The organism is Methylobacterium sp. AC690, assembly GCF_979256535.1.
In genome coordinates this window covers 32,775-58,818 of record NZ_CEEDOX010000024.1, presented here as the reverse complement: position 1 = coordinate 58,818, position 26,044 = coordinate 32,775, and the positions used below count along the sequence as shown (strand labels likewise).

Annotated in this window: 23 protein-coding genes; 12 read left to right on the top strand and 11 right to left on the bottom strand. The window is 68.6% G+C overall.

Annotation, left to right across the window (positions count from 1 at the left end; translation table 11 throughout):
- Positions 1 to 371: 371 nt before the first annotated feature.
- From truB to rimP, 6 genes are all read right to left on the bottom strand, one after another.
- Entirely contained in the window at positions 372 to 1,400 is a 1,029-nt protein-coding gene (gene truB / locus AC0IY1_RS22595; protein ID WP_471772559.1) for a tRNA pseudouridine(55) synthase TruB, read from the bottom strand.
- A gap of 133 nt (positions 1,401 to 1,533) precedes the next feature.
- Complete coding sequence (rbfA, locus tag AC0IY1_RS22590) at positions 1,534 to 1,968, bottom strand: 30S ribosome-binding factor RbfA (protein WP_055948176.1); 435 nt, start codon at positions 1,966 to 1,968, stop codon at positions 1,534 to 1,536.
- 297 nt (positions 1,969 to 2,265) lie between these two features.
- Positions 2,266 to 5,181: a translation initiation factor IF-2 gene (infB, locus tag AC0IY1_RS22585; RefSeq protein ID WP_471772557.1), complete on the bottom strand. Its 2,916-nt coding sequence runs from the start codon at positions 5,179 to 5,181 to the stop codon at positions 2,266 to 2,268.
- 73 nt (positions 5,182 to 5,254) lie between these two features.
- On the bottom strand, positions 5,255 to 5,998 hold the full coding sequence (locus AC0IY1_RS22580) for an RNA-binding protein (protein ID WP_471772555.1): 744 nt from the start codon (positions 5,996 to 5,998) through the stop codon (positions 5,255 to 5,257).
- A 75-nt stretch (positions 5,999 to 6,073) separates the two neighbouring features.
- Positions 6,074 to 7,675, bottom strand: a complete 1,602-nt coding sequence (gene nusA / locus AC0IY1_RS22575) for a transcription termination factor NusA (RefSeq protein WP_055948184.1) — start codon at positions 7,673 to 7,675, stop codon at positions 6,074 to 6,076.
- An 82-nt stretch (positions 7,676 to 7,757) separates the two neighbouring features.
- Positions 7,758 to 8,570: a ribosome maturation factor RimP gene (gene rimP / locus AC0IY1_RS22570; RefSeq protein WP_055948187.1), complete on the bottom strand. Its 813-nt coding sequence runs from the start codon at positions 8,568 to 8,570 to the stop codon at positions 7,758 to 7,760.
- Positions 8,571 to 8,996: 426 nt separating this feature from the next.
- Here rimP and AC0IY1_RS22565 point away from each other — a divergent pair, with 426 nt between their 5' ends.
- Positions 8,997 to 9,665: a CatB-related O-acetyltransferase gene (locus AC0IY1_RS22565; RefSeq protein ID WP_471772553.1), complete on the top strand. Its 669-nt coding sequence runs from the start codon at positions 8,997 to 8,999 to the stop codon at positions 9,663 to 9,665.
- Positions 9,666 to 10,261: 596 nt separating this feature from the next.
- Here AC0IY1_RS22565 and AC0IY1_RS22560 read toward each other — a convergent pair.
- Positions 10,262 to 11,296: an aspartate-semialdehyde dehydrogenase gene (locus AC0IY1_RS22560; protein WP_055948190.1), complete on the bottom strand. Its 1,035-nt coding sequence runs from the start codon at positions 11,294 to 11,296 to the stop codon at positions 10,262 to 10,264.
- Between the two features lie 266 nt (positions 11,297 to 11,562).
- Complete coding sequence (locus AC0IY1_RS22555) at positions 11,563 to 12,576, bottom strand: LLM class flavin-dependent oxidoreductase (RefSeq protein WP_471772551.1); 1,014 nt, start codon at positions 12,574 to 12,576, stop codon at positions 11,563 to 11,565.
- Positions 12,577 to 12,978: 402 nt separating this feature from the next.
- Between AC0IY1_RS22555 and AC0IY1_RS22550 the strand changes: the two genes are divergently transcribed.
- Together AC0IY1_RS22550 and AC0IY1_RS22545 are read left to right on the top strand one after the other, a co-directional pair.
- Positions 12,979 to 13,713: a hypothetical protein gene (locus tag AC0IY1_RS22550; RefSeq protein WP_471772549.1), complete on the top strand. Its 735-nt coding sequence runs from the start codon at positions 12,979 to 12,981 to the stop codon at positions 13,711 to 13,713.
- A gap of 103 nt (positions 13,714 to 13,816) precedes the next feature.
- Entirely contained in the window at positions 13,817 to 14,224 is a 408-nt protein-coding gene (locus tag AC0IY1_RS22545) for a hypothetical protein (RefSeq protein ID WP_055948194.1), read from the top strand.
- A gap of 89 nt (positions 14,225 to 14,313) precedes the next feature.
- Here AC0IY1_RS22545 and leuB read toward each other — a convergent pair whose 3' ends face one another.
- Positions 14,314 to 15,420 carry a 3-isopropylmalate dehydrogenase gene (gene leuB, locus AC0IY1_RS22540; RefSeq protein WP_471772547.1) on the bottom strand — a complete coding sequence of 369 codons (1,107 nt, stop codon included), beginning with the start codon at positions 15,418 to 15,420 and terminating at the stop codon, positions 14,314 to 14,316.
- 62 nt (positions 15,421 to 15,482) lie between these two features.
- On the bottom strand, positions 15,483 to 16,445 hold the full coding sequence (locus AC0IY1_RS22535) for a polyprenyl synthetase family protein (protein ID WP_471772545.1): 963 nt from the start codon (positions 16,443 to 16,445) through the stop codon (positions 15,483 to 15,485).
- 117 nt (positions 16,446 to 16,562) lie between these two features.
- On the opposite strand from AC0IY1_RS22535, the gene mtgA reads away from it, so the two are divergent.
- The 4 genes from mtgA to AC0IY1_RS22515 all read left to right on the top strand — a co-directional run bounded on the left by mtgA (position 16,563) and on the right by AC0IY1_RS22515 (position 19,670).
- The gene (gene mtgA / locus AC0IY1_RS22530) at positions 16,563 to 17,261 is read left to right on the top strand and encodes a monofunctional biosynthetic peptidoglycan transglycosylase (RefSeq protein ID WP_471772581.1); all 699 of its coding nucleotides are present in this window, start codon (positions 16,563 to 16,565) and stop codon (positions 17,259 to 17,261) included.
- Between the two features lie 104 nt (positions 17,262 to 17,365).
- Complete coding sequence (locus AC0IY1_RS22525) at positions 17,366 to 17,932, top strand: hypothetical protein (protein ID WP_055948929.1); 567 nt, start codon at positions 17,366 to 17,368, stop codon at positions 17,930 to 17,932.
- Positions 17,933 to 18,012: 80 nt separating this feature from the next.
- Positions 18,013 to 18,777, top strand: coding sequence for a histidine phosphatase family protein (locus AC0IY1_RS22520; protein WP_055948208.1), 765 nt, complete (start codon positions 18,013 to 18,015; stop codon positions 18,775 to 18,777).
- Complete coding sequence (locus AC0IY1_RS22515) at positions 18,774 to 19,670, top strand: NAD(P)H-hydrate dehydratase (RefSeq protein ID WP_103710651.1); 897 nt, start codon at positions 18,774 to 18,776, stop codon at positions 19,668 to 19,670. Before AC0IY1_RS22520 ends, AC0IY1_RS22515 begins: the two co-directional genes overlap by 4 nt.
- 38 nt (positions 19,671 to 19,708) lie before the next feature.
- On the opposite strand, the gene AC0IY1_RS22510 is transcribed toward AC0IY1_RS22515, so the two are convergent.
- Positions 19,709 to 20,950 carry an argininosuccinate synthase gene (locus tag AC0IY1_RS22510; protein WP_471772543.1) on the bottom strand — a complete coding sequence of 414 codons (1,242 nt, stop codon included), beginning with the start codon at positions 20,948 to 20,950 and terminating at the stop codon, positions 19,709 to 19,711.
- A 208-nt stretch (positions 20,951 to 21,158) separates the two neighbouring features.
- On the opposite strand from AC0IY1_RS22510, the gene AC0IY1_RS22505 reads away from it, so the two are divergent.
- From AC0IY1_RS22505 to AC0IY1_RS22485, 5 genes are all read left to right on the top strand, one after another.
- Positions 21,159 to 21,785 (top strand): 2-hydroxychromene-2-carboxylate isomerase, encoded by a 627-nt coding sequence (locus tag AC0IY1_RS22505; RefSeq protein ID WP_055948216.1) that lies wholly within the window; start codon positions 21,159 to 21,161, stop codon positions 21,783 to 21,785.
- Between the two features lie 102 nt (positions 21,786 to 21,887).
- Positions 21,888 to 22,598, top strand: coding sequence for a DsbA family protein (locus AC0IY1_RS22500; RefSeq protein WP_103710648.1), 711 nt, complete (start codon positions 21,888 to 21,890; stop codon positions 22,596 to 22,598).
- Between the two features lie 255 nt (positions 22,599 to 22,853).
- Positions 22,854 to 23,426 (top strand): F0F1 ATP synthase subunit delta, encoded by a 573-nt coding sequence (locus tag AC0IY1_RS22495; protein ID WP_055948220.1) that lies wholly within the window; start codon positions 22,854 to 22,856, stop codon positions 23,424 to 23,426.
- A 69-nt stretch (positions 23,427 to 23,495) separates the two neighbouring features.
- A complete protein-coding gene (gene atpA, locus AC0IY1_RS22490) occupies positions 23,496 to 25,025 on the top strand; it encodes a F0F1 ATP synthase subunit alpha (protein WP_055948223.1) in 1,530 nt (509 codons plus the stop codon).
- 121 nt (positions 25,026 to 25,146) lie between these two features.
- Positions 25,147 to 26,022: a F0F1 ATP synthase subunit gamma gene (locus tag AC0IY1_RS22485; RefSeq protein ID WP_055948226.1), complete on the top strand. Its 876-nt coding sequence runs from the start codon at positions 25,147 to 25,149 to the stop codon at positions 26,020 to 26,022.
- Positions 26,023 to 26,044: the final 22 nt, after the last annotated feature.

Below are 26,044 nucleotides of genomic sequence, written 5' to 3'. Positions count from 1 at the left end.
GGTGCCGGTGCGGTGCGTGCCTGCCGAATCCGCAGCGACCACGGGCGGCGCGTCGGAGATCGAAAGCCCGGAACGTGACTCATGGAGGGCGCCGCGCGTCGCGGCTGCGACACGACGCGACGGCGCCCCCCGTCCTGCGGGGGGGCGGACGCTCCGGTCGGACGACGGAGCGGCGTCGCGTCGGCCCCGGGGCCGCGCGGCGGAGCCCGGGATGGTACGCCTGCGGCGCGTCCCTTCGGGATCCGCGCTCGGGGGCGGCGACGGGGACCGGCGGCGCGGGGCGGTCGCCGGACGAAGGAGGGGGCCTGCGCGTGCCGCTGCTGTGCGCGCCCGCGGTCACCCTCTCCGGGGGGAGGGGGCGAACGCCCTGCTCAGGCCGGGCGGTTGGCCGTTCCGCCGAGGTGGAACACCCGGTGCGGCACCAGTTCGCCGCGCTCGACGTCGCCCACCGCCACGAGGATGCCGCCGCAGGTGGCGAAGGCCTTGCCCTCCACCGGGGCGTCCCGCCCGCGCAGGATCACCGGCTGGCCGCGCATCAGGCGCAGGGCCATGTCGCGGGAGACCGGCACCGACGGGACCGCGTCGAGGGCGGTCTCGACCGGATGGAGATGGCCGGCATTGCCGTCCGGCCCGGCTTCCTCGAGGGCGGCGACCTGGCAGGCATCCGCTTCCGTGAAGGGGCCGACCCGGGTGCGGCGCAGGGCCGAGACGTGGCCGTAGCAGCCGAGCAGGCGGCCGAGGTCGCGGGCGATGGCGCGGACATAGGTGCCCTTGCCGCAGGCGGCCTCGATCACCGTGCGCTCGGGGCTGTGCTCCACCACCGCCAGATGGTCGATCTGGACCGGGCGGGCCACCAGCACGACCTCCTCGCCGTCGCGGGCGAGGTCGTAGGCGCGCTCGCCCGCGATCTTGATCGCCGAGTAGCGCGGCGGCACCTGCTCGATGGCGCCGATGAAGGTCGGCAGCGCCGCCGCGACGGCCTCCTGGGTCGGGCGCGCCTCGCTGGTGGCCACCGGCCGGCCCTCGGCGTCGTCGGTGTCGGTCTCGATGCCCCAGGTCACGGTGAAGATGTAGGCCTTGCGCCCGTCCATCACGAACGGAACCGTCTTGGTCGCCTCGCCCAGGGCGATCGGCAGGATGCCGGAGGCCAGCGGATCGAGGGTGCCGGCATGGCCCGCCTTCTTGGCGTTGAAGGCGCGCTTCACCACCGCGACCGCGTGGGTCGAGGTCATGCCGACGCCCTTGTCGAGGATCACCCAGCCGTTGACGTCGCGGCGCTTCGGCCGATCGGGACGCGGCGCGCCCCGCGGCGGTCGCCGGCCCTCGGCGGCCACGGGCCGGTCCGCCGGATTCGGCAGCGCTGAGCCCTCGGTGCGCTCGACGGTCGGTTCGTTGATCATGGGGGTCCTCGGTCAATGATCATAGGGGGCGGGCGGCACGTCCTGCGCCGTCATCCGTCCCGGTCGGGGTTCGCTGTTCGGTGTCTCCGCCGCCTCGGGCCGGAGACCCTGCACCGCTCAAGCGCGCTGCGCGTCAGGCGGCATCGGGGTCCGAGGCGCCGTCGTCCTTCTCCGCATCCGGCGATTCGAGGTCACGGCGCACCTTATCAGTCCGCAGCAGGGCGTCGATCCGGTCGGCCTCGTCGAAGGTCTCGTCGCGCAGGAAGCGCAGGTCGGGGGCGTATTTGAGGTTCACCCGTCGGGCGACCTCCTGGCGCAGCGCCTTCTTGTTGCGGGCCAGCGCGGCCAGGACCGGCGCCTCGTCGAGGCCGCCGAGCGGCATGATGTAGGCGGTGGCGAGCTTCAGGTCCGGCGACATCCGCACCTCCGGCACGGTGATGACGTGCGCGCTCAGCACCGGGTCCTGGATATCGCCGCGCTGGAGAACCTCGGCGATGGCGTGGCGGATCAGCTCGGCGACGCGCTGCTGGCGCTGCGAGGGTCCGGTGGGGGTCTGTCTCTGGGCCATGTCGGGTTCTGATCGTCTTCTCGTCGAAACGGTTCGACACCGGCGCGCCGGAAGCCGCGGACGATGCGTCGCTGAAACGGAACATCGAGGTGCCGCCGCACGGAAACGCCGAGCCGGCTGAAACGAAGCGGACGTCGAAGGCGACCCTCTTAGCGCAGTTCGCCGTCCGGGATATAGGCCCGTCGCGTCAGTTTCCGCGTCGTCTTTCCGCGGAAGAGGCGCGTGCGGGCTCCGAAATGCACGACGGGGCCGCGACCTCGTCGCGACCCCGCTGGTATTCCGAAGCGAATCAATCGCTCAGAGCGTGCGGCGGATCTCCTCGACCCGGTAGCACTCGATGGTGTCGCCGGCCCGCATATCCTGGAAGTTCTCGAAGGACATACCGCACTCGTAGCCGGCGGTGACTTCCTTCGCATCGTCCTTCAGGCGCTTCAGCTGGGCGAGCTTGCCCTCGTGGATGACCACGCTGTCGCGAATCAGGCGGACATGCGCCCCGCGCTGGACCACACCGTCGGTGATGCGGCAACCGGCGATCTTGCCGACCTTCGAGACGTCGAAGATCTGCAGGATCTGGGCCTCGCCGAGACGCTCCTCGCGAAGGGTCGGCGGCAGCATGCCCGAGAGGGTCGACTTAATGTCATCCACGAGGTCGTAGATGATGTTGTAGTAGCGGATCTCGACACCGTTCCGCTCGGCCGACTCGCGCGCTTCCTTGTGGGCCCGCACGTTGAAGCCGATGACGACGGCCTTCGAGGCCTCCGCCAGGGTGATGTCCGATTCGGTGATGCCGCCGACGCCCGCTAGCAGGATGCGCGCCGACACCTCGTCGTTGCCGAGCTTCTCCAGCGCGCCGTTGATGGCCTCGACCGAGCCCTGCACGTCGCCCTTGACGACGAGCGCCAGTTCCTTGCGGCCGGCGCCCTCCTTCAGGTCGCGCATCATGTCCACGAGCGAGCGGTTGGCACCGCCGGTGCGCGCGGCCAGGCGCTCGCGCTTCTGGCGAGCCCGGTACTCGGTGACCTCGCGCGCCCGCGCCTCGTTCGGCACGACCACGACGCGGTCGCCTGCATCCGGGGTGCCGTTGAAGCCGAGCACCTCCACCGGGACCGACGGTCCGGCGTAGGGCACGTTCTCGCCCTTGTCGTCGATGAGAGCACGCACGCGGCCCCACTCGGCACCGGCCACGACGATGTCGCCGGTGAACAGGGTGCCGCGCTGGACCAGGACCGTTGCCACCGGGCCGCGACCGCGATCGAGCTTGGCCTCGATGACCGTGCCCTCGCCGTCACGCGTTTCGTTGGCGCGCAGGTTCATGATTTCGGCCTGGAGCTGCAGGCCCTCGAGAAGCTCCGGCAGACCGTCGCCGGTCTTGGCCGAAACCTCGAATTCGAGGGTCTCGCCGCCCATGGACTCGACCTGGATGTCGTGCTGCAGCAGCTCGGTGCGCACCCGCTGGGGGTTCGCCTCGGGCTTGTCGATCTTGTTGATCGCCACGATGAGCGGCACGCCGGCCGCCTTGGCGTGGGAGATCGCCTCCACCGTCTGGGGCATGACGCCGTCATCGGCCGCCACCACGAGCACGACGATGTCCGTCACCTTGGCGCCACGGGCGCGCATCGAGGTGAAGGCTGCGTGGCCGGGGGTGTCGATGAAGGTGACCATGTCGCCGCTCGGGGCTGCAACCTGATAAGCACCGATGTGCTGCGTGATGCCGCCGGCCTCGTCGGAGACGACGGTGGTCTTGCGGATCGCGTCGAGGAGCGAGGTCTTGCCGTGGTCGACGTGGCCCATGATCGTGACGACCGGGGGACGCGGATCGAGATCCTCTTCCAGCTCGGGCTCGTCGCTGAACAGGCCTTCCTCGACGTCCGACTCCGCGACGCGGCGCACGGTGTGGCCAAGTTCCTCGGCAATCAGCTGCGCTGAATCCGAGTCGATCACGTCGGTGATCTTGTGGATCTCGCCCTGCTTCATCAGCAGACGGATGACATCCACCGCTCGCTCCGACATGCGGTTGGCGAGTTCCTGGATCGTGATCGTCTCCGGGATGATCACTTCGCGGGAGAGCTTCTCTTTCTGCTCGACCTGCCGGTTTCCGCTCATGCGCTGCTGGCGGCGACGGAACGACGCGACGGAGCGCGTGCGCTCGTCTTCACCTGAGGTCGCGGTGGCAATCGTGAGACGGCCGCGGTTGCGGTCGCCACCCGGCTGCTTCGGTGTCTTGGGCGGCGTGATGATCTTGAGCGGCATGCCCGGGCGGCGGATCACGCGCTTCTGCTCGCTCTCCTCCTCGGCAGCCTGCGGACGACCCGCCGTGCGGGCCGGCGTGGCACCACCGGCCGGGCGAGCGGCCGTGGCGGCCGTCGGGGCGGTGGGCTCAGGCTCCGGCGCCGGAGCGGGACGAGCCATGAAATTGAGATCACGCGGCTTGCGCACGTCCGCCGTAATGGTCTTGCGCGGCTCTGCCGTGGCCGGACGCGCCGTTAACGGCGGGCGGGCAGCCGGACGGGCAGGAGTTGCTGTTGCGGCCGGACGGGCCGGCGCAGCGGCAGCGGCGGGACGCTCTGCCGCCGGAGCGGCTGCGGGGGGCGCCGAGCGAACGATCGTCGGAGCCGCGGGCATCGGGGCAGTCTTCGACACCGTCGGGGCAGAGGCCGGCACAGCCTGTTCCTTGGCTGCCTCCTGCGCCGCAGCTTCGGCGGCGCGCTGCGCCTCCTCGGCGGCACGACGCTCCTCCTCCTCTTTGCGGCGGCGAGTCTCTTCTTCGCGCTTCTTGGCCTCGGCCGCTTCACGCTCGCGCTGCTCGGCAGCCAGGCGTTCACGCTCCGCAGCGGCTTCCGCCTCGGCACGGTTGCGGGCCTCCGTCTCGCGACGTTGGGCGTCGGCGAGGGCGGCGGCGCGGGCATCGCGCTCCTGCTCGCTGAGCGTCCGCAGGACGACGCCGTTCGCCGAGCGCTGGGCCGGGCGCGGAGCCGCTGGCGGCGGGGGCGGGGCCACCCGCGTCGCAGGGGCGACGGGCGTCGTCTCACGCGCCGGGGCAGCCGGAGCCGCACCGATGACACGGCGCTTCACCGTCTCGACCACGACCTGCTTGGTGCGGCCATGGGAGAAGCTCTGACGCACCGTTCCCTGCTCGATCGGACGCTTCAAGGACAGCGGCTTCGAAGGGGGTCTCGCCTGCGTCTTGTCGCCCGGATTGTTCGTATCGCTCATTCAGTCCAAACCCTGAGGGTTTCCATCGTCCCGTGAACCGGCAAACTGCTGTGCGCCGGGTAGATCCGTCACTTCAATCGTCGTGCAGATCGGAAACGGCCTGCCCAATACGGGCGGAGCCGGCCTCCTCGGCCGTCGTCGCCAAACCCTCGAAGGAGCGGAGCCGACGCCAACGCGCAAGGCAGCCGGAAGCTCCGACTCCTGCGACGAGAGCCGCATGTATCACATGATCCCGACCCAAGGCCATGTCCAATTCTTCATTGGACAGGTCATCGATGACGGGAATGCACGATATGGCACTGCCATGCCGCCGGTGCAATGCCGCGACGATCTTCCGCCGTCCGTCGGCGCTGCCGTCGGACGCCTGAATCACTGCCGCGACGCCGGCCTTGTCGCCGATGGCCGACTCCACCTTGGCAAAGCCCGCGACGACGCATCCGGCCTTGTTGGCCAGGGACAGCGACTGACGCAGGTCGGCGCGCAGACCCTCCGCGATGCGGTCGGCGAGATCGGATGCGACCGCATCCTTGCTCTTGAAGGCGCGCTGGAACGCACGCCGCTTCACCGCTTCATTGACCACCACTCGTGTGGGAATCAGCCAGGCGCCTCGGCCCGGCAGGCGGGCTCGGAGATCCGGCACCACGGTGCCGTCGGGTCCGAGCACGAAGCGGATCAAGCCGGATGGCGCCTGCGCCACGCGTGTGACGAGGCATGTGCGCAGAGCATTGGCACGACCTCGCCCCAGACCCGGATCGAGCAGCGTGCTCGGATCCGGTTCTGCGGCGGCGTCGGTCACGTCTGCGGTTTCGCCCGTCATGCGGCGTGGGAGTCTCTCGTCGACCGGAACATATCCCCCGCGATCGACGACCGCGGGGCGCAATGATTCGCTTCGTCAGGCCGAAGCGGGTTCTTCGTCGGTGGTCTCGGCGGCTTCGGTCTCGGCCGGCGCCTCGATCCAGCCGGCATGGACACGGGCCGTCATGACCATGGCCTCCGCCTCCGCCCGCGAAATCTCGAAACCGTCGAGATAGCCTGCGTGCCGCTTGGCCTCGGGGCCACGCCCCTCGGTGTAGCCCACCAGATCGTCTGTGGCGCAGCCGGCGAGGTCCTCGATCGTCTTCACGTCATTCTCGCCCAGCGCCACCAGCATGGGCGTGGTGATGCCGTCGATCTCGCGCAACTCGTCTTGGACGCCGAGTTCCTGCCGCTTGGCATCGAATTCCGATTCGACGCGGGCGAGGTGATCCTGGGCGCGAGCCTGGATCTCGGTTCCACTCTCCTCGTCGAGGCCCTGGATGTTGGCGAGCTCGCCCGGTTCGACGTAGGCGATCTCCTCGACGTTGCGGAAGCCTTCCGCTGCCAGGAGCTGCCCCACGGTCTCGTCGACATCGAGGGCTTCCATGAAGATCGCGGTGCGCTCGGCGAATTCCTTCTGACGGCGCTCCGACTCCTCGGCCTCGGTGAGGATGTCGATATCCCAACCCGTGAGCTGTGAGGCGAGGCGCACGTTCTGGCCGCGGCGGCCGATCGCCAGCGAGAGCTGGTCGTCGGGTACCACCACTTCGATGCGGTCGGCCTCCTCGTCCAGCACCACCTTGACCACTTCCGCCGGCTGCAGCGCGTTGACGATGAAGGTCGCCTGGTCCTCGGACCACGGGATGATGTCGATCTTCTCGCCCTGAAGCTCACCGACGACCGCCTGGACGCGGGAGCCGCGCATGCCGACGCAGGCGCCGACCGGGTCGATCGAGCCGTCCCGCGAGATCACCGCGATCTTGGCGCGCGAGCCCGGATCGCGGGCCACCGCCTTCACTTCGACGATGCCGTCGTAGATCTCCGGCACTTCCTGGCCGAAGAGCTTGGCCATGAATTGCGGGTGCGAGCGCGAGAGGAAGATCTGCGGCCCGCGTACCTCGCGGCGCACGTCGAACAGGTAGGACCGGATGCGGTCGCCCGGACGGAAGGTTTCGCGCGGGATCATCTCGTCGCGGCGCACGATGCCTTCGCCGCGACCGAGATCGACGATGACGTTGCCGTACTCGACGCGCTTCACGAGACCGTTCACGACCTCGCCGATCCGGTCCTTGTACTCGTCGAACTGACGGTCGCGCTCGGCGTCGCGCACCTTCTGCACGATGACCTGCTTGGCCGACTGAGCGGCGACGCGCCCGAAATCGAAGGGCGGCAGGGTGTCGGAGATCACGTCGCCCACGAGGGCGCCGGGGTTGTAGCGGCGGGCCTGATCGAGGGTGACCTCTCGAGCATCGTTCTCGACCTGGTCCACCACCACGAGGTGGCGCGACAGGCGCAACGCGCCGGTCTTGGGGTCAATCTCGGCATGCACGTCCGTCTCGGCCCCGTAGCGGGAGCGCGCGGCCTTGGCGATCGCTTCTTCCATCGCGTCGATGACGATGGAGCGGTCGATCACCTTCTCACGGGCAACCGCTTCGGCGATCTGCAGGAGTTCGAGCCTGTTGGCGCTGACGACGGCCATCGGTTTTCGTCCTTCTCTTCGTCGTAGGGCGTTCACATCCCGCATCCCGGGCCACGGCGGCACCGGGAGATCGGGGGAAAAACTAGTGGAGCTTGCCGTCTTCCTTCACCCGCACCGCCTTGGTGCGGACGGGCTTGGCCTTGTTCTTCGCCTTGATGGCGAGGCTTTCCTCGGTCTCGACCTTGACGGGCTTGGGCCTCTGCGAGGCCTTCGGCTTCAGGGGCCGGGTCACCTTTTTCTTCAGCGGAGCGGGGGGCAGCTCGGCCTCCGCCTCGATCTCATCCGACTCTTCGTCATCGTCGTCCGCGTCCAGCACGGGCGGACCGCCGCGGCGAAGCGATTCGCGGACGAGTTCGTCGGTGAGTACGAGGTAGGCGTCGCCGAGGTCGCGCAGCGGCAGGTCGATGCGGCTCGGCAGGCCCTCCTTCACGTCGGGCAGGTCGATCGGCACCGTGAGCCCGTCGGGGTTCGGCGCGCCGATGATGCCCCGGAAGCGCTTGCGGCCGTCCATCGGCACGGCGAGCTCCACCTTGGCCTCGTAGCCCGCCCAGCGCGCGAAATCGACGGCCCGCACCAGGGGGCGGTCGATCCCCGGCGAGGAGACTTCGAGGTAGTAGGCCTTGCCGACGGGGTCGTCGAGGTCAAGGAGCGGCGAGATCGCCCGGCTCACCGCCTCGCAATCGTCCACCGTCATTGTGCCGTCCGGCCGCTCGGCCATGATCTGCACCGTGCAGCCGTTGGCGCTCGACACCTTCACCCGAACCACCCGGTAGCCCAGGCCCTGGATCGAGGCCTCGATCACCTGCACCACCCGCGCAGCCACGCCCGTCTCGGTGATCAGGCGCTTCTCGGTGAGGTCGCTGTGCGACGCGTCGGTGTTGGAATGGTCCGCCATGCTGCGCTTGAAGTCCGGCCTTGTCCGAGGCGATCCGGCGCAGGAGGCGTTGCGGCAATAAAAAAGAGCGGACCCGGTGGGGCCCACTCCCGAACCGCAGTCTCACAACTGCAACCAGAACTGATAATCGCAAAGTAGGCTGGTTCGCCGCGGTTTTCAAGCGGTTTCGGCCGATCCGGTCGCGGCCGGCGTCGCGTCGTGGAACGAGAGCGGACGAGCCATCGCGCCGGTCCGGGGCTGCGCAGCGAAGCCCGGAATCCGGAACCGCTGGTGGTGCAAGGCCTGACACCGTCGATGGAACCGAATTCCGGGCTCGCCTCCGGCGCCCCGGATTGACAAGGAGCCTCCCGACGGGAATGCAATCACGGGTGGTTCAATCCTCCATGACGACCACCGCAGACCCGAGCCTTCCTCGGAGCCCCCACAATGCCCCACGACCCCCGCTTCGGTCCTGATCCGGACGCACTGCATCCGCTGCCGGACCATCCACGCGTGACCTTCCTACGCAACCTGGATCTGCCGCCGAACGTCGAGGTCGGCGCCTACACCTATTACGACGATCCCGCCGGTCCGCAGGCCTTCCTCGACAACATCCTCTATCACTTCGCTTTCCTGGGTGACCGCCTGCGCATCGGCCGTTTCTGCGCCCTCGCGTCGGGCACGCGCTTCCTGATGAACGGCGGCAACCACCGCCTCGAAGCCCCCTCGACCTATCCCTTCGCCATCTTCCGCGGCGCCTGGACCGGGCGCTTTCCCGAGGAGACCGACTTCCCGAATCGCGGTGATACGATCATCGGCCACGACGTCTGGCTCGGCTACGACTGCACCATCCTGCCGGGCGTCACCGTCGGCACCGGCACCGTGGTGGCGGCGAAATCCGTTGTGACCCGCGACGTGCCTCCCTACGCCGTCGTCGCCGGCAACCCGGCCACCGTCGTGCGGATGCGGGTGCCGCCGGAGGTGGCGGAACGGCTGCTCGCCGTGGCGTGGTGGGACTGGACGCCTGAGCGGATCACACGCTGCTTGCCGGCGATCAGCGGTGGGGATGTGGCGGCCTTGGAGGCCGAGGCGGCACGAATTCAGGCCGACGGATGAGCCATCATCGCCGTCAGGACGGGTCGTGTCCGGGCGACCAGCAGGGCTCTCGCGGCGATGCGGCGATGGTCTCGGCTTTCCATCGACGCAGGATCACGACGAACGCATTTCCGTCTCCCTGCCGGAGAGGCTGGGCGAGCAGGCGAAGTCGGCTGCGTATATGCTGCTGTAAAGCGTTTTGCCGGACGTCACCGCTAAGGCAGACCGGTCTCAGTAATGCCCAGATCTCCGGGGCCTAACCCAATCTCGTCGAGGGCGATGCAGACAGCGAGATGCCGCTTGAGCAGGAAAAAATACTTACGATCTGGGTGCGATCGCGAAAATTCGTGGCATTCGCGGTCGGTGGCGCAGCATCGAGCGGGTAGCCGTCTCTGGCTGAGCGTTCCTGAGAACGAGCCTGGGATCTCACATCACGGCACGCTTGTCGGCGCTACGTGCTTGCTTTCTCACATAGCCCTATGGGAAAAAATTCAAAGATTGGTGCGTGAGGTTACCGGATCCTGAAACGCCGTACGCCGCCCCACGGGGTGGGACGGCGCCGAATGCAACTCTGTCGGCCCCTGAGATTCGGCGACCGGTCTCACATGCTATCGAGCTCAGGCGGCCGCCTGCGCTCGCTTCAAGAGCTTCCGGTTCACCAGCATTTCGGCGATCTGCACGGTGTTGAGGGCCGCGCCCTTGCGCAGGTTGTCGGCGACGCACCAGAACGAGAGGCCGTTCTCCACCGTCGCGTCCTCGCGGATGCGGGAGACGTAGGTGGCGTCCTCGCCGGCCGCCTCGTGGGGGGTCATGTAGCCGCCGGGCTCGCGCTTATCGACGACCATGAGGCCGGGAGCCGAGCGCAGGATCGCGGTGGCCTGCTCGGCCGTGATCGGACGCTCGAACTCAACGTTCACCGCCTCGGCGTGGCCGATGAAGACCGGCACCCGCACGGCGGTGGCCGTGAGCTTGATCTTGGGGTCGAGCATCTTCTTGGTCTCGGCGACCATCTTCCACTCTTCCTTCGTGTAGCCGTCTTCCATGAACACATCGATGTGCGGGATGACGTTGAAGGCGATGCGCTTGGGGAACTTCTCGGCCTTGATCTCGCCGGCGGTGAAGACCGAACGGGTCTGCTGGAAGAGTTCGTCCATGGCGTCCTTGCCGGCCCCGGAGACCGACTGGTAGGTCGCCACCACCACGCGCTTGATCGTGGCCGCATCGTGCAGGGGCTTCAGCGCGACCACGAGCTGCGCCGTGGAGCAGTTCGGGTTGGCGATGATGTTGAGCTTGGAGAAGCCGTGGATGGCCTCCGGATTCACCTCGGGCACGATCAGCGGCACGTCCTGGTGGTAGCGGAAGGCCGACGAGTTATCGATCACCACGCAACCAGATTGACCGATGCGGGGCGACCATTCCTTCGAGGTCTCACCGCCGGCCGACATCAGGCAGATGTCGGTGTCGGAGAAGTCGTAGGAATCGAGTGCCTTCACCTTCAGGATCTTGTCGCCGAAGGAGACGTCCTGGCCGGCCGAGCGACGCGAGGCAATCGCCACCACCTCGTCCGCCGGAAAGGCGCGCTCGGACAGGATGTCCAGCATTTCGCGGCCCACATTGCCCGTGGCACCCACGACGGCGACCTTGTAACCCATTGCTCTTCACTCCGCTCTGCGCGGGCGCCAAGGCCGGTGCGACGCTCGCCGGTCTGGCGAGCCGCAGCGTCCGGGTCCGGCGCCGTTCTCAAGCCTCCCTGCCGTGCGCCGAGCCGCCCGTGGCAGCCGGCGGCCCGCCGGCCGCGAAGGTTCCGCGGCCCGATCCCGGTCCGCTCCGTCTGGGACCCGCCGCACCGCAGCATGAGTCGCCAAGCGCGGGAGCAAGACGCCTCGCTCCCGCTGCTGTCAAGGGTCGGGCGCCCCGATCATGCCACGAGGGCGGCCGGGGCAGCGCCGAGGGCGTCGCGGGCCTCCGCCAGGATGGCGTAGGATCGCTGCCGCGCGCCCTGGTCGTGAATCGCCGCCGCGACCATGATCTCGTCGGCGCCGGTCTCGCGGATCAGCGCGGCGAGTCCCTGCCGCACGGTCTCCGGCGAGCCGACGAGGCTGCGGGCCAGCATCCGTGAAGCCTGTGCCTTCTCGTGGGGAGCCCAATACGTCTCGATGTCGTCGATCGGCGGGCGTAGCAGGCCACGCGTGCCGCGCACGAGATTAGTAAACTGCTGCTGGGCCGAGCTGAACAACCGGCGCGCCGCGGCGTCGCTCTCGGCCGCCACGACGTTCACGCCGATCATCGCGTGCGGCCGGCTCAGCTGAGCCGAGGGTTGGAAGCGCTCGCGATAGATGGCGAGCGCGGGCAGCAGCTGCTCCGGTGCGAAGTGCGAGGCGAACGCATAAGGCAGCCCCAGCATTGCGGCGAGCTGCGCGCCATAAGTGCTCGACCCGAGGATCCACAGCGGCACCTTCAGTCCGGTTCCGGGCACTGCCTGCACCGCCTGTCCGGGCTGCGGATCGCCGAGGAGCGCCTGAAGCTCCAGCACATCCTGCGGGAAGGTATCGGCGGCGTCGGGCGAGCGCCGCAGGGCGCGCGTGGTGCGTGGGTCGGTGCCGGGTGCGCGTCCCAGGCCGAGATCGATCCGGCCGGAGAACAGGGTCTCCAGGGTGCCGAACTGCTCGGCGATGACCAGGGGGGCGTGGTTTGGCAGCATGATGCCGCCCGCGCCGACGCGGATCGTACGGGTGCCCGCGGCGACGTGCCCGATCACCACGGCCGTCGCCGCACTGGCGACGCCGATCATGTTGTGGTGCTCGGCCAGCCAAAAGCGACGATAGCCGTGGTCTTCGGCATGGCGAGCGAGATCCACGCTGTTGCGCAGGGCATCAGCAGGCGTCGCACCCTCGGGTACGAAGGCGAGGTCGAGGACGGAAAGGGGGATCATGGAGTCCTTGTCTGTGTCGCGCGATGGTGCCCCGTGCTCAGAGATCGCGATCGGCAGGGCGCGCTGCAAGCCGGAGCCGGCATGTGCCAACCGCATGGGTCGACACCAACGATTCACCCTTTCGTCGGAAAGGCCGCATCCGCGGCGTTCTTGGAAACCCCGGTTTGCAGGAGTGCGGAGCAGGGTGAGCCCCGGCGGCGCGCGGCCGCCGGAAAACCCCGGAAGGCGATGCGAACGGTTTTCGAACGAGATGGAAGCGGCCCCGATGTGACGGCGGCGGAGCGGTTGCGCCTTCCGTGTCCGTCGGTCCGCCGCCTCACGCAGGTCTTTGCAGCCGGTGCCGTGGTCGCGATCTTAAGTCTTGCGGCACGAGGTGGAGGACCCGACCCGTCCGCGCAGGCCATGGAGACACCGGCTGGGCCCGGCTTCGTGCCGTCCTCGGTCCAGACCGTCCGCCCCGCGATGCCTCTCGCCCTGTCGGCGCCCCGCTTCCGCCTCGACGACTTTGAAGCCATCGAGGCGCCGCGCGCGGAGGCGGCCCGCCTCAACCCGTCGAACGGTCGTCGGGAAGACCTGTTGGTCCAGGGCGGCTTCGACACGATCGAGGCGCCCTACCTGCGCCTGATCCTGACCGAGGCATCCGCGACCGAGTCTGGCCCCGGCCTGTTCGTCACCCTGGCCCGACGGGCCGCGGATGGCCAGGGTCTGGCCGTGATCCGGACCGGAGAGCGTGGCGCCATCGAGACGAAGTTCGGCCCCGTGGAGACCCTCGACCTCACCCTCGGCGGCGAGGGTAAGCGTAGCTGTACGGGCTTTGCCAGCCTGAACCCCGGCACGCTCCGTCTCGACGGTTGGCTCTGCGCGCCCCTCGGACAGGCGCCGGAGCCGCGCGCCATCACCTGTCTCCTCGACAGGGTCTCTCTACAGGGTCGAGCGTCCCCAGAGGTCGAGGCCGCCTTCGTGGGCTTCGACGCCCGGCGCGATCCGGGATGCGGACCACGTTCCGCCGTCGTGACCGCGTCGCCGCGGGAGATCGGAAACGAGACCGGATCAATCCCGGGCCGGGCCACCCGGAAAAGTCGGGCCACACGAAAAAATGAGGCCAAACTGCGGCGATCGCACGAAGCGCGGCCATAATCCGGGAACCTCGGCCGGGCTGGCACGTCTTCCCCTCATACGAAGGCCTCAGTTTCTTAAGGAAGCGCGGCCTACAGTCCCACAGCTTCAACGAAGGTGCGTCATGCGCTCTGTCTCGATTGCCCTGATGGGCGCTCTCACTCTCGCAGCCGTCGGCGCGAACACCGCTGCCGAGGCCCAGGGGCGCTACGCGCCGGCCGGCTACCGTGTCAGCCAGCCGCTGCCGATCCGCATCCGCCCGCGCAGCTGGCTCGACGCGGGCAACGTGGTCGAGGCGAACAATGGCTCGGTCAGCAACCCGGCGACCAACCCGCAGTTCATCACGGCGAGCTACCTGAACTCGCCGCCCTACGGCCGGAACGACCGCTTCGGTGGCGGCATCTTGTCCGATCCGATCACCAACGGCCCGTTTATCGGCGCCCGGTCGAGCGCGATCCGCAACGTCGACTTCTCGGCCGTCGACGCGATCGACCCGACCTCCTACGTCTCGCGCGTCGGCAATCCCTACTAAGATCCGCCCATCAGGCTGGACATGCGACGGGCCCCTCTCGGGGCCCGTTTTCGTTCGTGCACCGTACGCGCAGAGACAGCGACGTCGATTCAGGCAGCCGCGTGCTTCAGCTCGCGAATGATGGCGTCGCCCATCTCGGCGGTGCTGATCGACGTGGTACCCTCGGCGGCGATGTCCCGGGTCCGGGCTCCCGAAGCGAGGGTGCGGGTGACGGCCGAGTCCAGGAGGTCGGCGGCCTCACCCAGGCCGAAGGAATAGCGCAAGCACATGGCAAGCGAACCGATCATGGCGATCGGGTTCGCGTAGCCCTTGCCGGCGATGTCCGGGGCCGAGCCGTGGACCGGCTCGTAGAGGGCCTTGCGGCTGCCCTTGGCGTCGACGGCACCCAGCGATGCGGAGGGCAGCATGCCGAGGGAGCCGGTGAGCATCGCCGCCACGTCCGACAGCACATCTCCGAACAGGTTGTCGGTCACGAGGACGTCGTACTGCTTCGGGCGGCGGACCAGCTGCATGGCGCAGTTGTCGGCGAGCACGTGCTCCAGGCTGACGTCGCTGTACTCGGCGTGGACTCGGGTCACCACCTCCTTCCAGAGGACGCCCGACTTCATGACGTTGTGCTTCTCGGCCGAGGCGACCCGGCCCGAGCGCTTCCGGGCGAGGTCGAAGGCCACGTGAGCGATCCGCTCGATCTCCGCCGTGGTGTAGACCTGCGTGTCGACGGCACGCTTCGTACCGTCCGGAAGAGTGGTGATCTCCTTCGGCTCGCCGAAATAGACGCCGCCCGTGAGTTCGCGCACGATCATGATGTCGAGGCCCTCGACCAGCTCGCGCTTCAGGGCCGAGGCGTCGGCGAGGGCCGGGTAGCAAATCGCCGGGCGCAGGTTGGCGAAGAGGCCGAGATCCTTCCGCAGGCGCAGGAGGCCCGCCTCGGGTCGGATCTCGTAAGCGACATCCGCCCATTTTGGTCCGCCCACCGCGCCGAGCAGGATCGCATCGGCGGCATCGGCCCGCGCCAGGGCCGCGTCGGTCAGCGGCTTGCCGTGGGCGTCGATGGCGCTGCCACCGACGAGGTCGCGCTCGATCTCGAAGCGGGCGAGACCCAGCGCGTCGAGGGCACCGATCACCTTCTCGACTTCTGCCATCACCTCGGGGCCGATGCCGTCGCCGGGGAGGAGGAGGAGCTTGTAGGAGGTCATGGGATCAACTCGCGATAGATGTTCGAAGGACGGGGGCGGTCAATCCGCCGTCGGATCAGGGGTCAGACCTTGCGCGCCACGGTGAATCGCGCCGCTTGGCGCAGGGTCTCGGCCTTGTCGCCCCAGGATGCCACGGCCTCCTCGCAGACGCCGACGAGGCGGTCGCACTCGGCACGGGCGCCGTCGAGGCCGAGGCGGTCGACGAGGGTCGCCTTTCCGGCATCCTTGTCCTTGCCGGTGGCCTTACCCATGGCTTCCGACGAAGCCTCGCGGTCGAGGATGTCGTCGGCGATCTGGAAGGCTTGGCCCAGGGCGTGGCCGTAGCGCAGCAGCGCCTTACGCTGGTCCGGCGTCGCGCCGCCGACGATCGCACCGGCTTCCACCGAGAAGGCCAGGATCGCGCCGGTCTTCATCGCCTGGAGCTGCAGCGTGTCGTCGACGTCGAGGGAGACGGGGCCGAAGCGACCCTCGGCCCCGAGGTCGAGAAGCTGGCCGCCGACCATACCGCCGAGGCCCGAGGCCTTCGCGAGGCCGAGCACGAGATCGGCGCGCACGGCAGGGTCGGGCTGCCAGGCGGCGTCGGCCAGAATCTCGAAGGCAAGCGTCTGGAGGGCATCGCCCACCAGGATCGCGGTGGCCTCGTCATAGGCCTTGTGCACGGTGGGCTTGCCGCGGCGCATGTCGTCGTCGTCCATGGCGGGCATGTCGTCGTGGACGAGGGAGTAGCAGTGCACCAGTTCGATGCCCGAGCCGGCCGCGAGGGCGCCGGTCTCGGAACCACCGAGCATCCGGGCGGTCTCGATGGCGAGGAACGGACGCAGGCGCTTGCCGCCGCCGAGCACGGCGTGGCGCATCGCTTCCATCAAGCGCACCGGGCGGGTGATCTCGCCGACTTGCGTCTCCGGGGTGAGTCGCTCGGCGAGGTAGGCCTCGACCGTGTCCGCGACCGTGGCAAGCCTGTGGGAAAACGCGTCGACCGGGGCATCCGCCTTGACCGAAGCGTGGGATCCTTGCGTTGAAGTCATGTTCGGTCGGGCCTTCGGTCAGACGGTGTCGTGTCGTGGGCGGGGGAGGTTCGAATTCAGGATCGGGAGGAGAGCGACGAGCAGCCGTTGCGGCAGGTTTCGGCGCGTCCGCTGGCGATGCGCGAGGCATCCGGCAGGAAACGGGCGAGAGGCTTGCGACGGATCGTCAACCTCATTCTGCTCCTCCCCGTCATCGGCCTCGTCCTCTTATTGTCGCTCGCGCTCGTCTATAGTGCGCTGACCCCGCCCTCAACCCTGATGCTCGGACGATGGTTGACGCTGCAATCCGTCGACCGCCAGGCGGTGGGGCTCGACGCGATCTCACCCTATCTCGTCCAGGCGGTCATCGCCTCAGAGGACCAGCGCTACTGCCTGCACAATGGTGTGGATTGGGGTGCCCTGCGGGACGTCGTCGACGACGAGGAGGGTCCCAGCCGCGGCGCCTCGACGATCTCGATGCAGACGGTGAAGAACGTCTTCCTGTGGCCGGGCCGCTCGGTGATCCGCAAGGCTCTCGAGATACCTCTGGCCGTGGTGGCCGACACCCTGTGGGGCAAGCCGCGCACCCTGGAGATCTATCTCAACATCGCCGAGTGGGGGGAGGGGGTGTTCGGGGCCGAAGCCGCCGCCCGGCGCTGGTTCGGCAAGCCAGCCCGCGCCCTGACCCGCGGGGAGGCGGCGCTCCTGGCCGCTGTGCTGCCGAACCCGATCCTGCGCAATCCGGCCGTGCCGTCACGCGGCGTCCGGGCTCAGGCCGCCCGGATCCAGGCGCGGATGAATGGCGTGTCGGGGCTCATGGGCTGCCTCAAGCGGTAGCCCGGGGCCACGGGATCGGCTACCTGCCGCCCCAGACCCTCGTCGCGGTGCTGATCCGCGACCACGATGTGCCCCTGCGCGGCCCCACGGGCGAAAGACGGACGATGACCCAGCCGACCTTCGAACTCACTCTCGAGCGCATCGCGCTGATTCGCCGAATGGTGGTGGCCTGGAACCCCGAGGGTGTGGGGGCGCCCATCGTCCATCCCGACGCGCCCTATGGCAGCACGGATCGCGACGGCGACATCTTCAACGTCACCGGCGACGACGACGGGGCCGACGAGGAGCATCGGGCCCTGGGCGATGCGCTCGCAGTGTTCACCACCAACGCCGTCCTCAAGCCAGGGCGCTACGCCTATCACAACACCCTGGCAAAGCTCGCCTCCGACGACGTCGGCGACGTCTTTCGCGATGCGGCCACCGGCGAGACGCCCGAGCACGTCACCTTCGACGTCACGGCTGAGCAGGTCGCCCGCGTCAAGGCCCTGACGATCCGCTGGGACGCCGCCCGCGACGTGCCGGCGGTCGACACCGAGGCGCCCTACGGCCCGGGCATCGACCTGCCGAGCGAGCACCGCGAGATGCAGCCGGTGCTCCAGATCTTCCTGCGCTACGCCGATCTCGGCCCGGGCGACTTCAGCCGCACGGCATCGGGCTGGCAGCCGGCTTAGAGGTCTCGAACGACGCAGGAGGCGAACGGATCGGCCCGCAGGAACGTTGGGCTCGGAGAACAAGCCGAGGATGATGACGGATGCTGCAACGCTGGCCGAGCCGGATCTGGGTCGTCCGACACGGCGAGAGTGCGGGCAACGTCGCGCGCGATGCAGCCCATGAGGCCGGGCTGGAGCGCATCGACATCGCGGAGCGCGACGTCGACGTTCCCCTGAGTGATCGCGGCCGTCAGCAGGCCGACGCGCTCGGGCGCTGGTTTTCCGAGATGCCGGACGGTGAGCGCCCGAACGTGGTGCTCACATCGCCCTACCTCCGGGCGCAGCAGACCGTTGCGGGCATTCGCCGGGCCGGCGGGATCGCGTCGGACGCGCTCGACGACGTGGTCGACGAGCGACTGCGCGAGAAGGAGCTCGGTCTGCTCGACCGGCTCACCCGAACCGGCATCGAGGCGCTTCATCCGGAACAGGCCGAATTGCGGGCCCGCCTCGGAAAATTCTACTATCGTCCGACCTGCGGCGAGAGCTGGTGCGACGTGATCCTACGCCTGCGCGGCGCCATGGACACGATCTCCCTGCACCATGGCGAGAAGCGCGTCCTGATCGTCGCCCATCAGGTCGTGGTGCTCTGTCTGCGCTACCTCATCGAAAATCTCACCGAGGCCGAGATCCTGGGCATCGACGCCGAGGGCGATGTGCTGAACTGCTCCGTCACCGAATACGGCTTCCGAGCCGAGGCCGGGTCCACCGGGCGGCTCCTCCTCGAACGCTACAACTTCGTCGCCCCGGTGCAGCGGGCCGGCGCCCCCGTCACCGCCGAACCCTCGCTGACGGGAGACGTGCGATGACCGGGACCGAACTCGACGCGGCCTGCCTGCGGGCCCGTCCGCTTCCGACCCCAGAGGCTGGCAGCAAGGACGACCGCGGCAGCGTTCTCGTCCTGGGTGGCTGCGCCGAGGTGCCGGGCGCTGTCTTCCTCGCCGGCGTCGCGGCCCTGCGGGCCGGTGCGGGCAAGCTGAAGATCGCCTCGGTACGAAGCGTCGCCGTGGCGATGGCCCTGGCCGTGCCCGAGGCCATGGTGATCGGCCTCCCGGAGACCGACGCGGGCGAGATCGAGGCGGAGGCTGCGGCCCCCCGTATCGCCGGGGCGGCGCAGCGCTGCGACGCGGTGCTGCTCGGGCCCGGCATGAACACCTGCGACATCACGACGACCCTGGTCCGGACGCTGCTCGCAGAGCAGAACGAGACCGCCTACGTCCTCGATGCCGGCGCGATCTGCGGCCTGTCTCCCCATGCCGCGACGGTGCGCGCCCTTCAAGCCCCGCCGGTGCTGACACCACATGCGGGCGAGATGGCGCAACTCCTCGATTGGGATCGCGAGGCGGTCGAGGCCGAGCCCCTGAAGGCGGCTCTGCGCGCTGCCGAGCAGCTGCGGGCCGTGGTCATCATGAAGGGGGCTGAGAGCTGGATCGTCGCCCCCGACGGTGCGCACTGGCACTACGACGGCGGCGGCGTCGGTCTCGCGACTTCCGGCTCCGGCGACGCCCTTGCGGGACTCATCACGGGCATCCTTGCGCGGGGCGCCGATCCGCTGACGGCCGCCCTCTGGGGGGTCTACCTCCACGGTGAGGCAGGCGCCCGCCTCGCGAAATCGGTCGGGCCCGTAGGGTTTCTCGCCCGGGAGATCTCGGGCGAGGTGCCGCAGATCCTCCGGGAGTTCTCCGCAACACCGTCGCTCTAGCCGGGTCCCTGGGGGAGGGGGACCCGGCCCGGTTCGCCTCAGGCGCCGAGCTTCTTCTTGCGCTGGGCAAGCGTGCGCAGGCGCAGGGCGTTGAGCTTGATGAAGCCGGCCGCGTCGCGGTGATCGTAGGCCACGGCGCCCTCCTCGAAGGTCACAAGGTCCTGGTCGTAGAGGGAGTTCGGGCTGGTGCGACCGATGACGTGGACGCCGCCCTTGTAGAGCTTCAACCGGACTTCGCCGGTGACCATCTCCTGGCTCTTGTCGATCAGGGCTTGCAGCATCTCGCGCTCGGGCGAGAACCAGAAGCCGTTGTAGATCAGCTCCGCGTATTGCGGCATCAGCTGGTCCTTGAGGTGTGCGGCACCCCGGTCCAGCGTGATCGACTCGATGGCGCGGTGGGCGGGGAGCAGGATGGTGCCGCCCGGCGTCTCGTACATGCCGCGGCTCTTCATGCCGACGAAGCGGTTCTCGACGAGGTCGAGGCGGCCGATGCCGTTGTCGTGGCCGAGCTGGTTGAGCTTGGCGAGGAGGTTCGCGGGCGACAGCCGCTCGCCGTCGATGGAGACCGCGTCTCCCTTCTCGAAGCCGATGGTGATCACGGTCGGCGTATCCGGTGCCTCCTCGGGCGACCGGGTGCGCGAGTAGACGTAATCAGGCACCTCGTCGGCGGGATCCTCCAGCACCTTGCCCTCCGAGGAGGCGTGCAGGAGGTTGGCATCCACCGAGAACGGGCTCTCGCCGCGCTTGTCCTTGGAAATCGGGATCTGGTGCTGCTCGGCGAAGGCGATCAGCTGCTCGCGGCTCTTCAGGTCCCACTTGCGCCAGGGGGCGATGACCGTGACGTCGGGCTTCAGGGCATAGTAGCCGAGCTCGAACCGAACCTGATCGTTGCCCTTGCCGGTGGCACCGTGACAGACGGCGTCCGCCCCGAGCCTCTCGGCGATCTCGATCTGCTTCTTGGCGATCAGCGGCCGGGCGATGGAGGTGCCGAGAAGATAGACGCCCTCGTACTGGGCATTGGCCCGGAACATCGGGAAAACGTAGTCGCGTACGAATTCCTCGCGCAGATCCTCGATGAAGATGTTCTCGGGCTTGATGCCGAGCAGTTCCGCCTTCTTGCGAGCCGGCTCAAGCTCCTCGCCCTGGCCGAGATCGGCCGTGAAGGTGATGACTTCGCAGCCATAGGTGGTCTGCAGCCACTTCAGGATGATCGAGGTGTCGAGGCCGCCCGAATAGGCGAGCACGACCTTGTTGACGGGCTTCGGGTTCGCGTCGGTCATGGGCTCGCTTCCGGTTCGGGCGTCGTGTGCGTCGGCGTTTCGCGCCTCCGCGTCGTGATTGCGGCGGCTTATCAGCGGAGCGCGGGGCCGTGCAACCGCTGTGCCGTCCGACGCGTTCGCTCGGCGTGGCCGTGGTCGTGAACCGCCTTGTCGCGAGCCTGCAGGCGGGCGACACTCACGACCATTCTCGATCCCGGAGATTCGACGCATGCCGCGCAGGCCGACCCTCGAATTCTGGTACGAGTTCGCATCGACCTATTCCTACCTCTCGGCCATGCGGATCGAGGCCCTGGCAGAAGCGGCCGATGTCGAGATCCGCTGGCGTCCGTTCCTGGTCGGGCCCATCTTCGCGGCGCAGGGCTGGAATTCCTCGCCGTTCAACCTCTACGCCGCCAAGGGGCGTCACATGTGGCGGGACGTCGAGCGCGAGGCGGCGCGCCTCGGCCTGCCGTCGCTGAAGCGCCCGGATCCCTTCCCGCAGAACAGCCTGAGCGCCACCCGCGCGGCGACCTACGGCATGGACCACGACTGGCTCGTGCCCTTCTCGAAGGCGGTCTACGAGGCCGAGTTCGGCCGCGGCCAGTCGATCGCCGAGCCGCCTGCCGTGGTGTCGATCCTCAACGGCCTCGGTCTCGACGGAACCATCATCCTGAAGCAGGCTGCGGCGGAGACCAACAAGGGGCGGCTGCGCGTCAACGGCGAGGAGGCGCGCTCCCGCGGGATCTTCGGCGCACCGACCTTCCTGACCAATGACGGCGAATTGTTCTGGGGCAATGACCGCCTGGAACAGGCCCTCGCCTGGGCGGCGGGGGACCGGCCCGGCGCGATGCGCTGAGGCCGACCGGCGGGGCGGCGCTGGCGGTCGGGCACCGGTGGGTCTAGAAGCCGGGCGGTTTTCCGCACGCTTTCCCGATCCCCCCGCTACCAGGGCCGCCCCATGAGCTTCGCGCTACCGAGCCTCGACCGCCGGCGATTCCTCCTCGCCTCCACCGGCTTCGCTGCCGGCCTTGCGATTGCCGGGGAGAGTTCGGCTCAGGGCTATGGCCAGGCGTTCAAGGTGGACAACGATGAGGGACGCCCGGTCGCGAACATGCGCCTGCCCGGCGAGATCGTCGGTGAGATCCCGGCCCTGCGCGGCGTGACCTATGTCGGATCGGCCGAGGCCGAGACGACCCTGTACGAGTTCTTCGACTACAATTGCCCTTATTGCCGGAAGGCGGCAGCCGACATGGTCTCCCTCAGCGAGAGCGACCCGTCGCTGCGAATCGGTCTGATCAACAATCCCATTCTCGCGGTACAATCGGCCCAGGCCGCCAAGGTCGCCCTGGCGATCCAGCGCAAGCTCGGATCGGCCGCCGCCTGGACCCTCTATCGGACGCTGCTGGCCAAGCCCGGCAAGATCGACGGGCCCGGCGCCCTCCAGGCCGCCGCCAAGCTCGGTGTGCCCGCCGCCGAGATCGAGAGCATCGCCGACAGCGAGGAGGTGCGCCTCGCCCTCAAGGCGCAGATGCGCATGGCCGCGGATCTGGGCCTCACCGCGACCCCTTCCTACGTTCTGGGCAATACGGGCCTTCTCGGCCATCCCGGCCCAAAGGCGCTCGCCCGGATGGTCGCCGCGACCCGGCGCTGCGACCGTATCGCCTGCTGAGGCGGCCTCACCTTCGCCACCGTTTGTCCGCATCGGAACAGGGTTCGGCATCTCGCGTTGCACAACGCTCCGGCACAAGTGCCCTCGTCTTGCGCCCCCCGGACACGCATGCTAGGCCCTCGCCGCGCCGGAAGGGCGGGCTTTTCATGGCTCGCGCAGACCGGCACGTTCCCAATCCTGACGGTTTCAGAGCCCGCGCCGAACACGGCGCGACGCGGCCGGAGCCCTCAGGCAGGATTGAAGAGAGAGCGGCGCGTGGCGCAGAACGGTTCCGAGGCGGGTTCCCCGGTTGCAGGCGTAGCGGCACGCTACGCGTCGGCCTTGTTCGAGCTGGCGCGCGATGAGCGCGACATCGATGGCGTGGCGGCGAGCCTCGACCAGTTCGGTGCGATGCTCAACGAGAGTGCCGACCTGCGCCGCTTCGTGCGCAGCCCGGTCTTCACGGGTGCCGAGCAGGAAGCCGCCATCGTCGCGCTTCTGGAAAAGTCCGGCATTGGTGGCATCGGCGGCAACTTCATCCGTCTCGCAGCCGCCAACCGTCGGCTGTTCGCACTCCCCGACATGATCCGTGCCTTCCGCACCCTGGTGCGCGAATCGAAGGGCATCGTCCGCGCCGAGGTGACCGTCGCCGAGCGTCCCTCCGACGCCGTCGTCGAGGAGATCAAGGCCTCCCTGCGCGACGTGGCGCGCTCCGAGATCGACCTCGACCTCAAGATCGACCCGAGCCTGATCGGCGGCCTCGTGGTCAAGATCGGCAGCCGCATGGTGGACGCATCCCTGCGCACCAAGCTCAACGGAATTCGCCTCGCGATGCGGGAAGCCCGGTAAGGGCCTTCGAGGCCCGACCGCTTCCCGTTCCCAACCCCATTCATTCAATCCAAGACAAGAGGCCCGACGATGGACATCCGCGCCGCCGAGATCTCCGCGATCCTGAAGGATCAGATCAAGAATTTCGGCCAGGAAGCCGAAGTCACCGAGGTTGGTCAGGTTCTGTCCGTCGGTGACGGCATCGCCCGCGCCTACGGCCTCGACAGCGTCCAGGCCGGCGAGATGGTCGAGTTCGAGTCGGGCGTGCGCGGCATGGCCCTGAACCTCGAGCAGGACAACGTCGGCATCGTGATCTTCGGATCCGACCGCGACATCAAGGAAGGCCAGACCGTCAAGCGCACCGGCGCGATCGTGGACGTGCCGGTCGGCAAGGCGCTGCTCGGCCGCGTCGTCGACGCGCTCGGCAACCCGATCGACGGCAAGGGTCCCATCGCCACCACCGAGCGTCGCCGCGTCGACGTGAAGGCCCCCGGCATCATCCCGCGCAAGTCCGTGCACGAGCCGATGGCCACCGGCCTCAAGGCCATCGACGCCCTGATCCCCGTCGGCCGCGGACAGCGCGAGTTGATCATCGGCGATCGCCAGACCGGCAAGACCGCCATCGCCCTGGACACGATCCTGAACCAGAAGCCGGCCCATGCCGGCACCGACGAGAACGCCAAGCTCTACTGCGTCTACGTCGCCATCGGCCAGAAGCGCTCAACCGTCGCGCAGTTCGTGAAGTCGCTCGAGGACAACGGTGCGCTCGAGTACTCGATCGTCATCGCCGCCACCGCCTCGGACGCCGCGCCGATGCAGTTCATCGCGCCCTTCGCCGGCTGCGCCATGGGCGAGTACTTCCGCGACAACGGCATGCACGCCGTGATCGTGTACGACGATCTCTCCAAGCAGGCCGTCGCCTACCGCCAGATGTCGCTGCTGCTGCGCCGCCCGCCGGGCCGCGAGGCCTACCCGGGCGACGTGTTCTACCTGCACTCGCGCCTGCTCGAGCGCGCCGCCAAGATGGGTGACGCCGCCGGCAACGGCTCGCTGACCGCGCTCCCGGTCATCGAGACCCAGGCCAACGACGTCTCGGCCTACATCCCCACCAACGTGATCTCGATCACGGACGGTCAGATCTTCCTCGAGACCGACCTGTTCTACCAGGGCATCCGCCCGGCGGTGAACGTCGGCCTCTCGGTCTCCCGCGTCGGCTCCTCGGCCCAGACGAAGGCGATGAAGAAGGTCGCCGGCAAGATCAAGGGCGAGCTCGCGCAGTACCGCGAGATGGCGGCCTTCGCGCAGTTCGGCTCGGATCTCGACGCCTCGACCCAGAAGCTCCTGAACCGCGGTTCGCGCCTGACCGAGCTCCTGAAGCAGCCGCAGTTCTCGCCGCTGAAGATGGAAGAGCAGGTGGCGGTGATCTACGCCGGCGTGAACGGCTACCTCGACAGCCTCCCGCTGAACAAGGTTCGTCCCTTCGAGGACGCCCTGCTCTCGGCCCTGCGCACCAAGCATGCCGACCTGCTCACCAAGATCCGCGACTCGAAGGACCTGTCCGACGACAGCGCCAAGACGCTGAAGGGCGTCGTCGAGAGCGTCGCCAAGTCGCTCGCCTAAGACGCGGCATCGACAGCGAAACCGGTCGCCCGCGGGCGACCGGATCTTGAGCGAGCGCAGGCGCCCGGGTCGTCCGGGCGCCTCGCCTTGAGCGGCAGCGGATGGATCTGGAAGTCACCCCATGGCGAGTTTGAAGGATCTGCGGAACCGCATCACCTCGGTGAAGGGCACGCAGAAGATCACCAAGGCGATGCAGATGGTCGCCGCCGCCAAGCTGCGGCGCGCCCAGATGGCCGCCGAGAGCGCGCGTCCCTACGCCGAGAAGATGTCCCAAGTGCTCGGGAATCTCGCGGCGAACCTCGTCGGCGGCGTGCAGGGCCCCCGGCTCCTCTCCGGCACCGGCTCGGAGAAGACCCACCTGCTCATCGTCTGCACCGCCGATCGCGGCCTGTGCGGCGGCTTCAACTCCTCGATCGCCCGCCTCGCCCGTGACCATGCCCGCCGGCTGATCGCCGAGGGCAAGACGGTGAAGATGATCACCGTCGGCAAGAAGGGCTACGACCTTCTCCGTCGTCAGTTCCGCGACGAGATCATCGAGAACCGCGACCTGCGCGGCAACAAGGCGGTCGACTACGAGTTCGCCGCCGAGATCGCCGACAGCATCATCGCCCGCTTCGATGCCGGAGAGTTCGATGTCGCGACCTTGTTCTACTCGCGCTTCCGCTCCGTGATCTCACAGATCCCGACGGCACAGAAGCTCATCCCGGCCGAGCTGCCAGCAACCGGCGCCACCGCCCCCGACGCCGCCCTCCAGTTCGAGCCGAGCGAGGAGGCGATCCTCGACACGCTGCTGCCGCGCAACCTCACCGTCCAGGTGTTCCGTGCGCTCCTGGAGAATGCAGCCTCCGAGCAGGGCGCCCGCACCGGCGCCATGGACTCCGCCACGCGCAACGCCGGCGAAATGATCAAGAAGCAGACGCAGATCTACAACCGGACGCGTCAAGCCATGATCACCAAGGAACTCATCGAGATCATCTCGGGCGCCGAAGCGCTCTAAGCGCAGACGACGCCCTGACCGC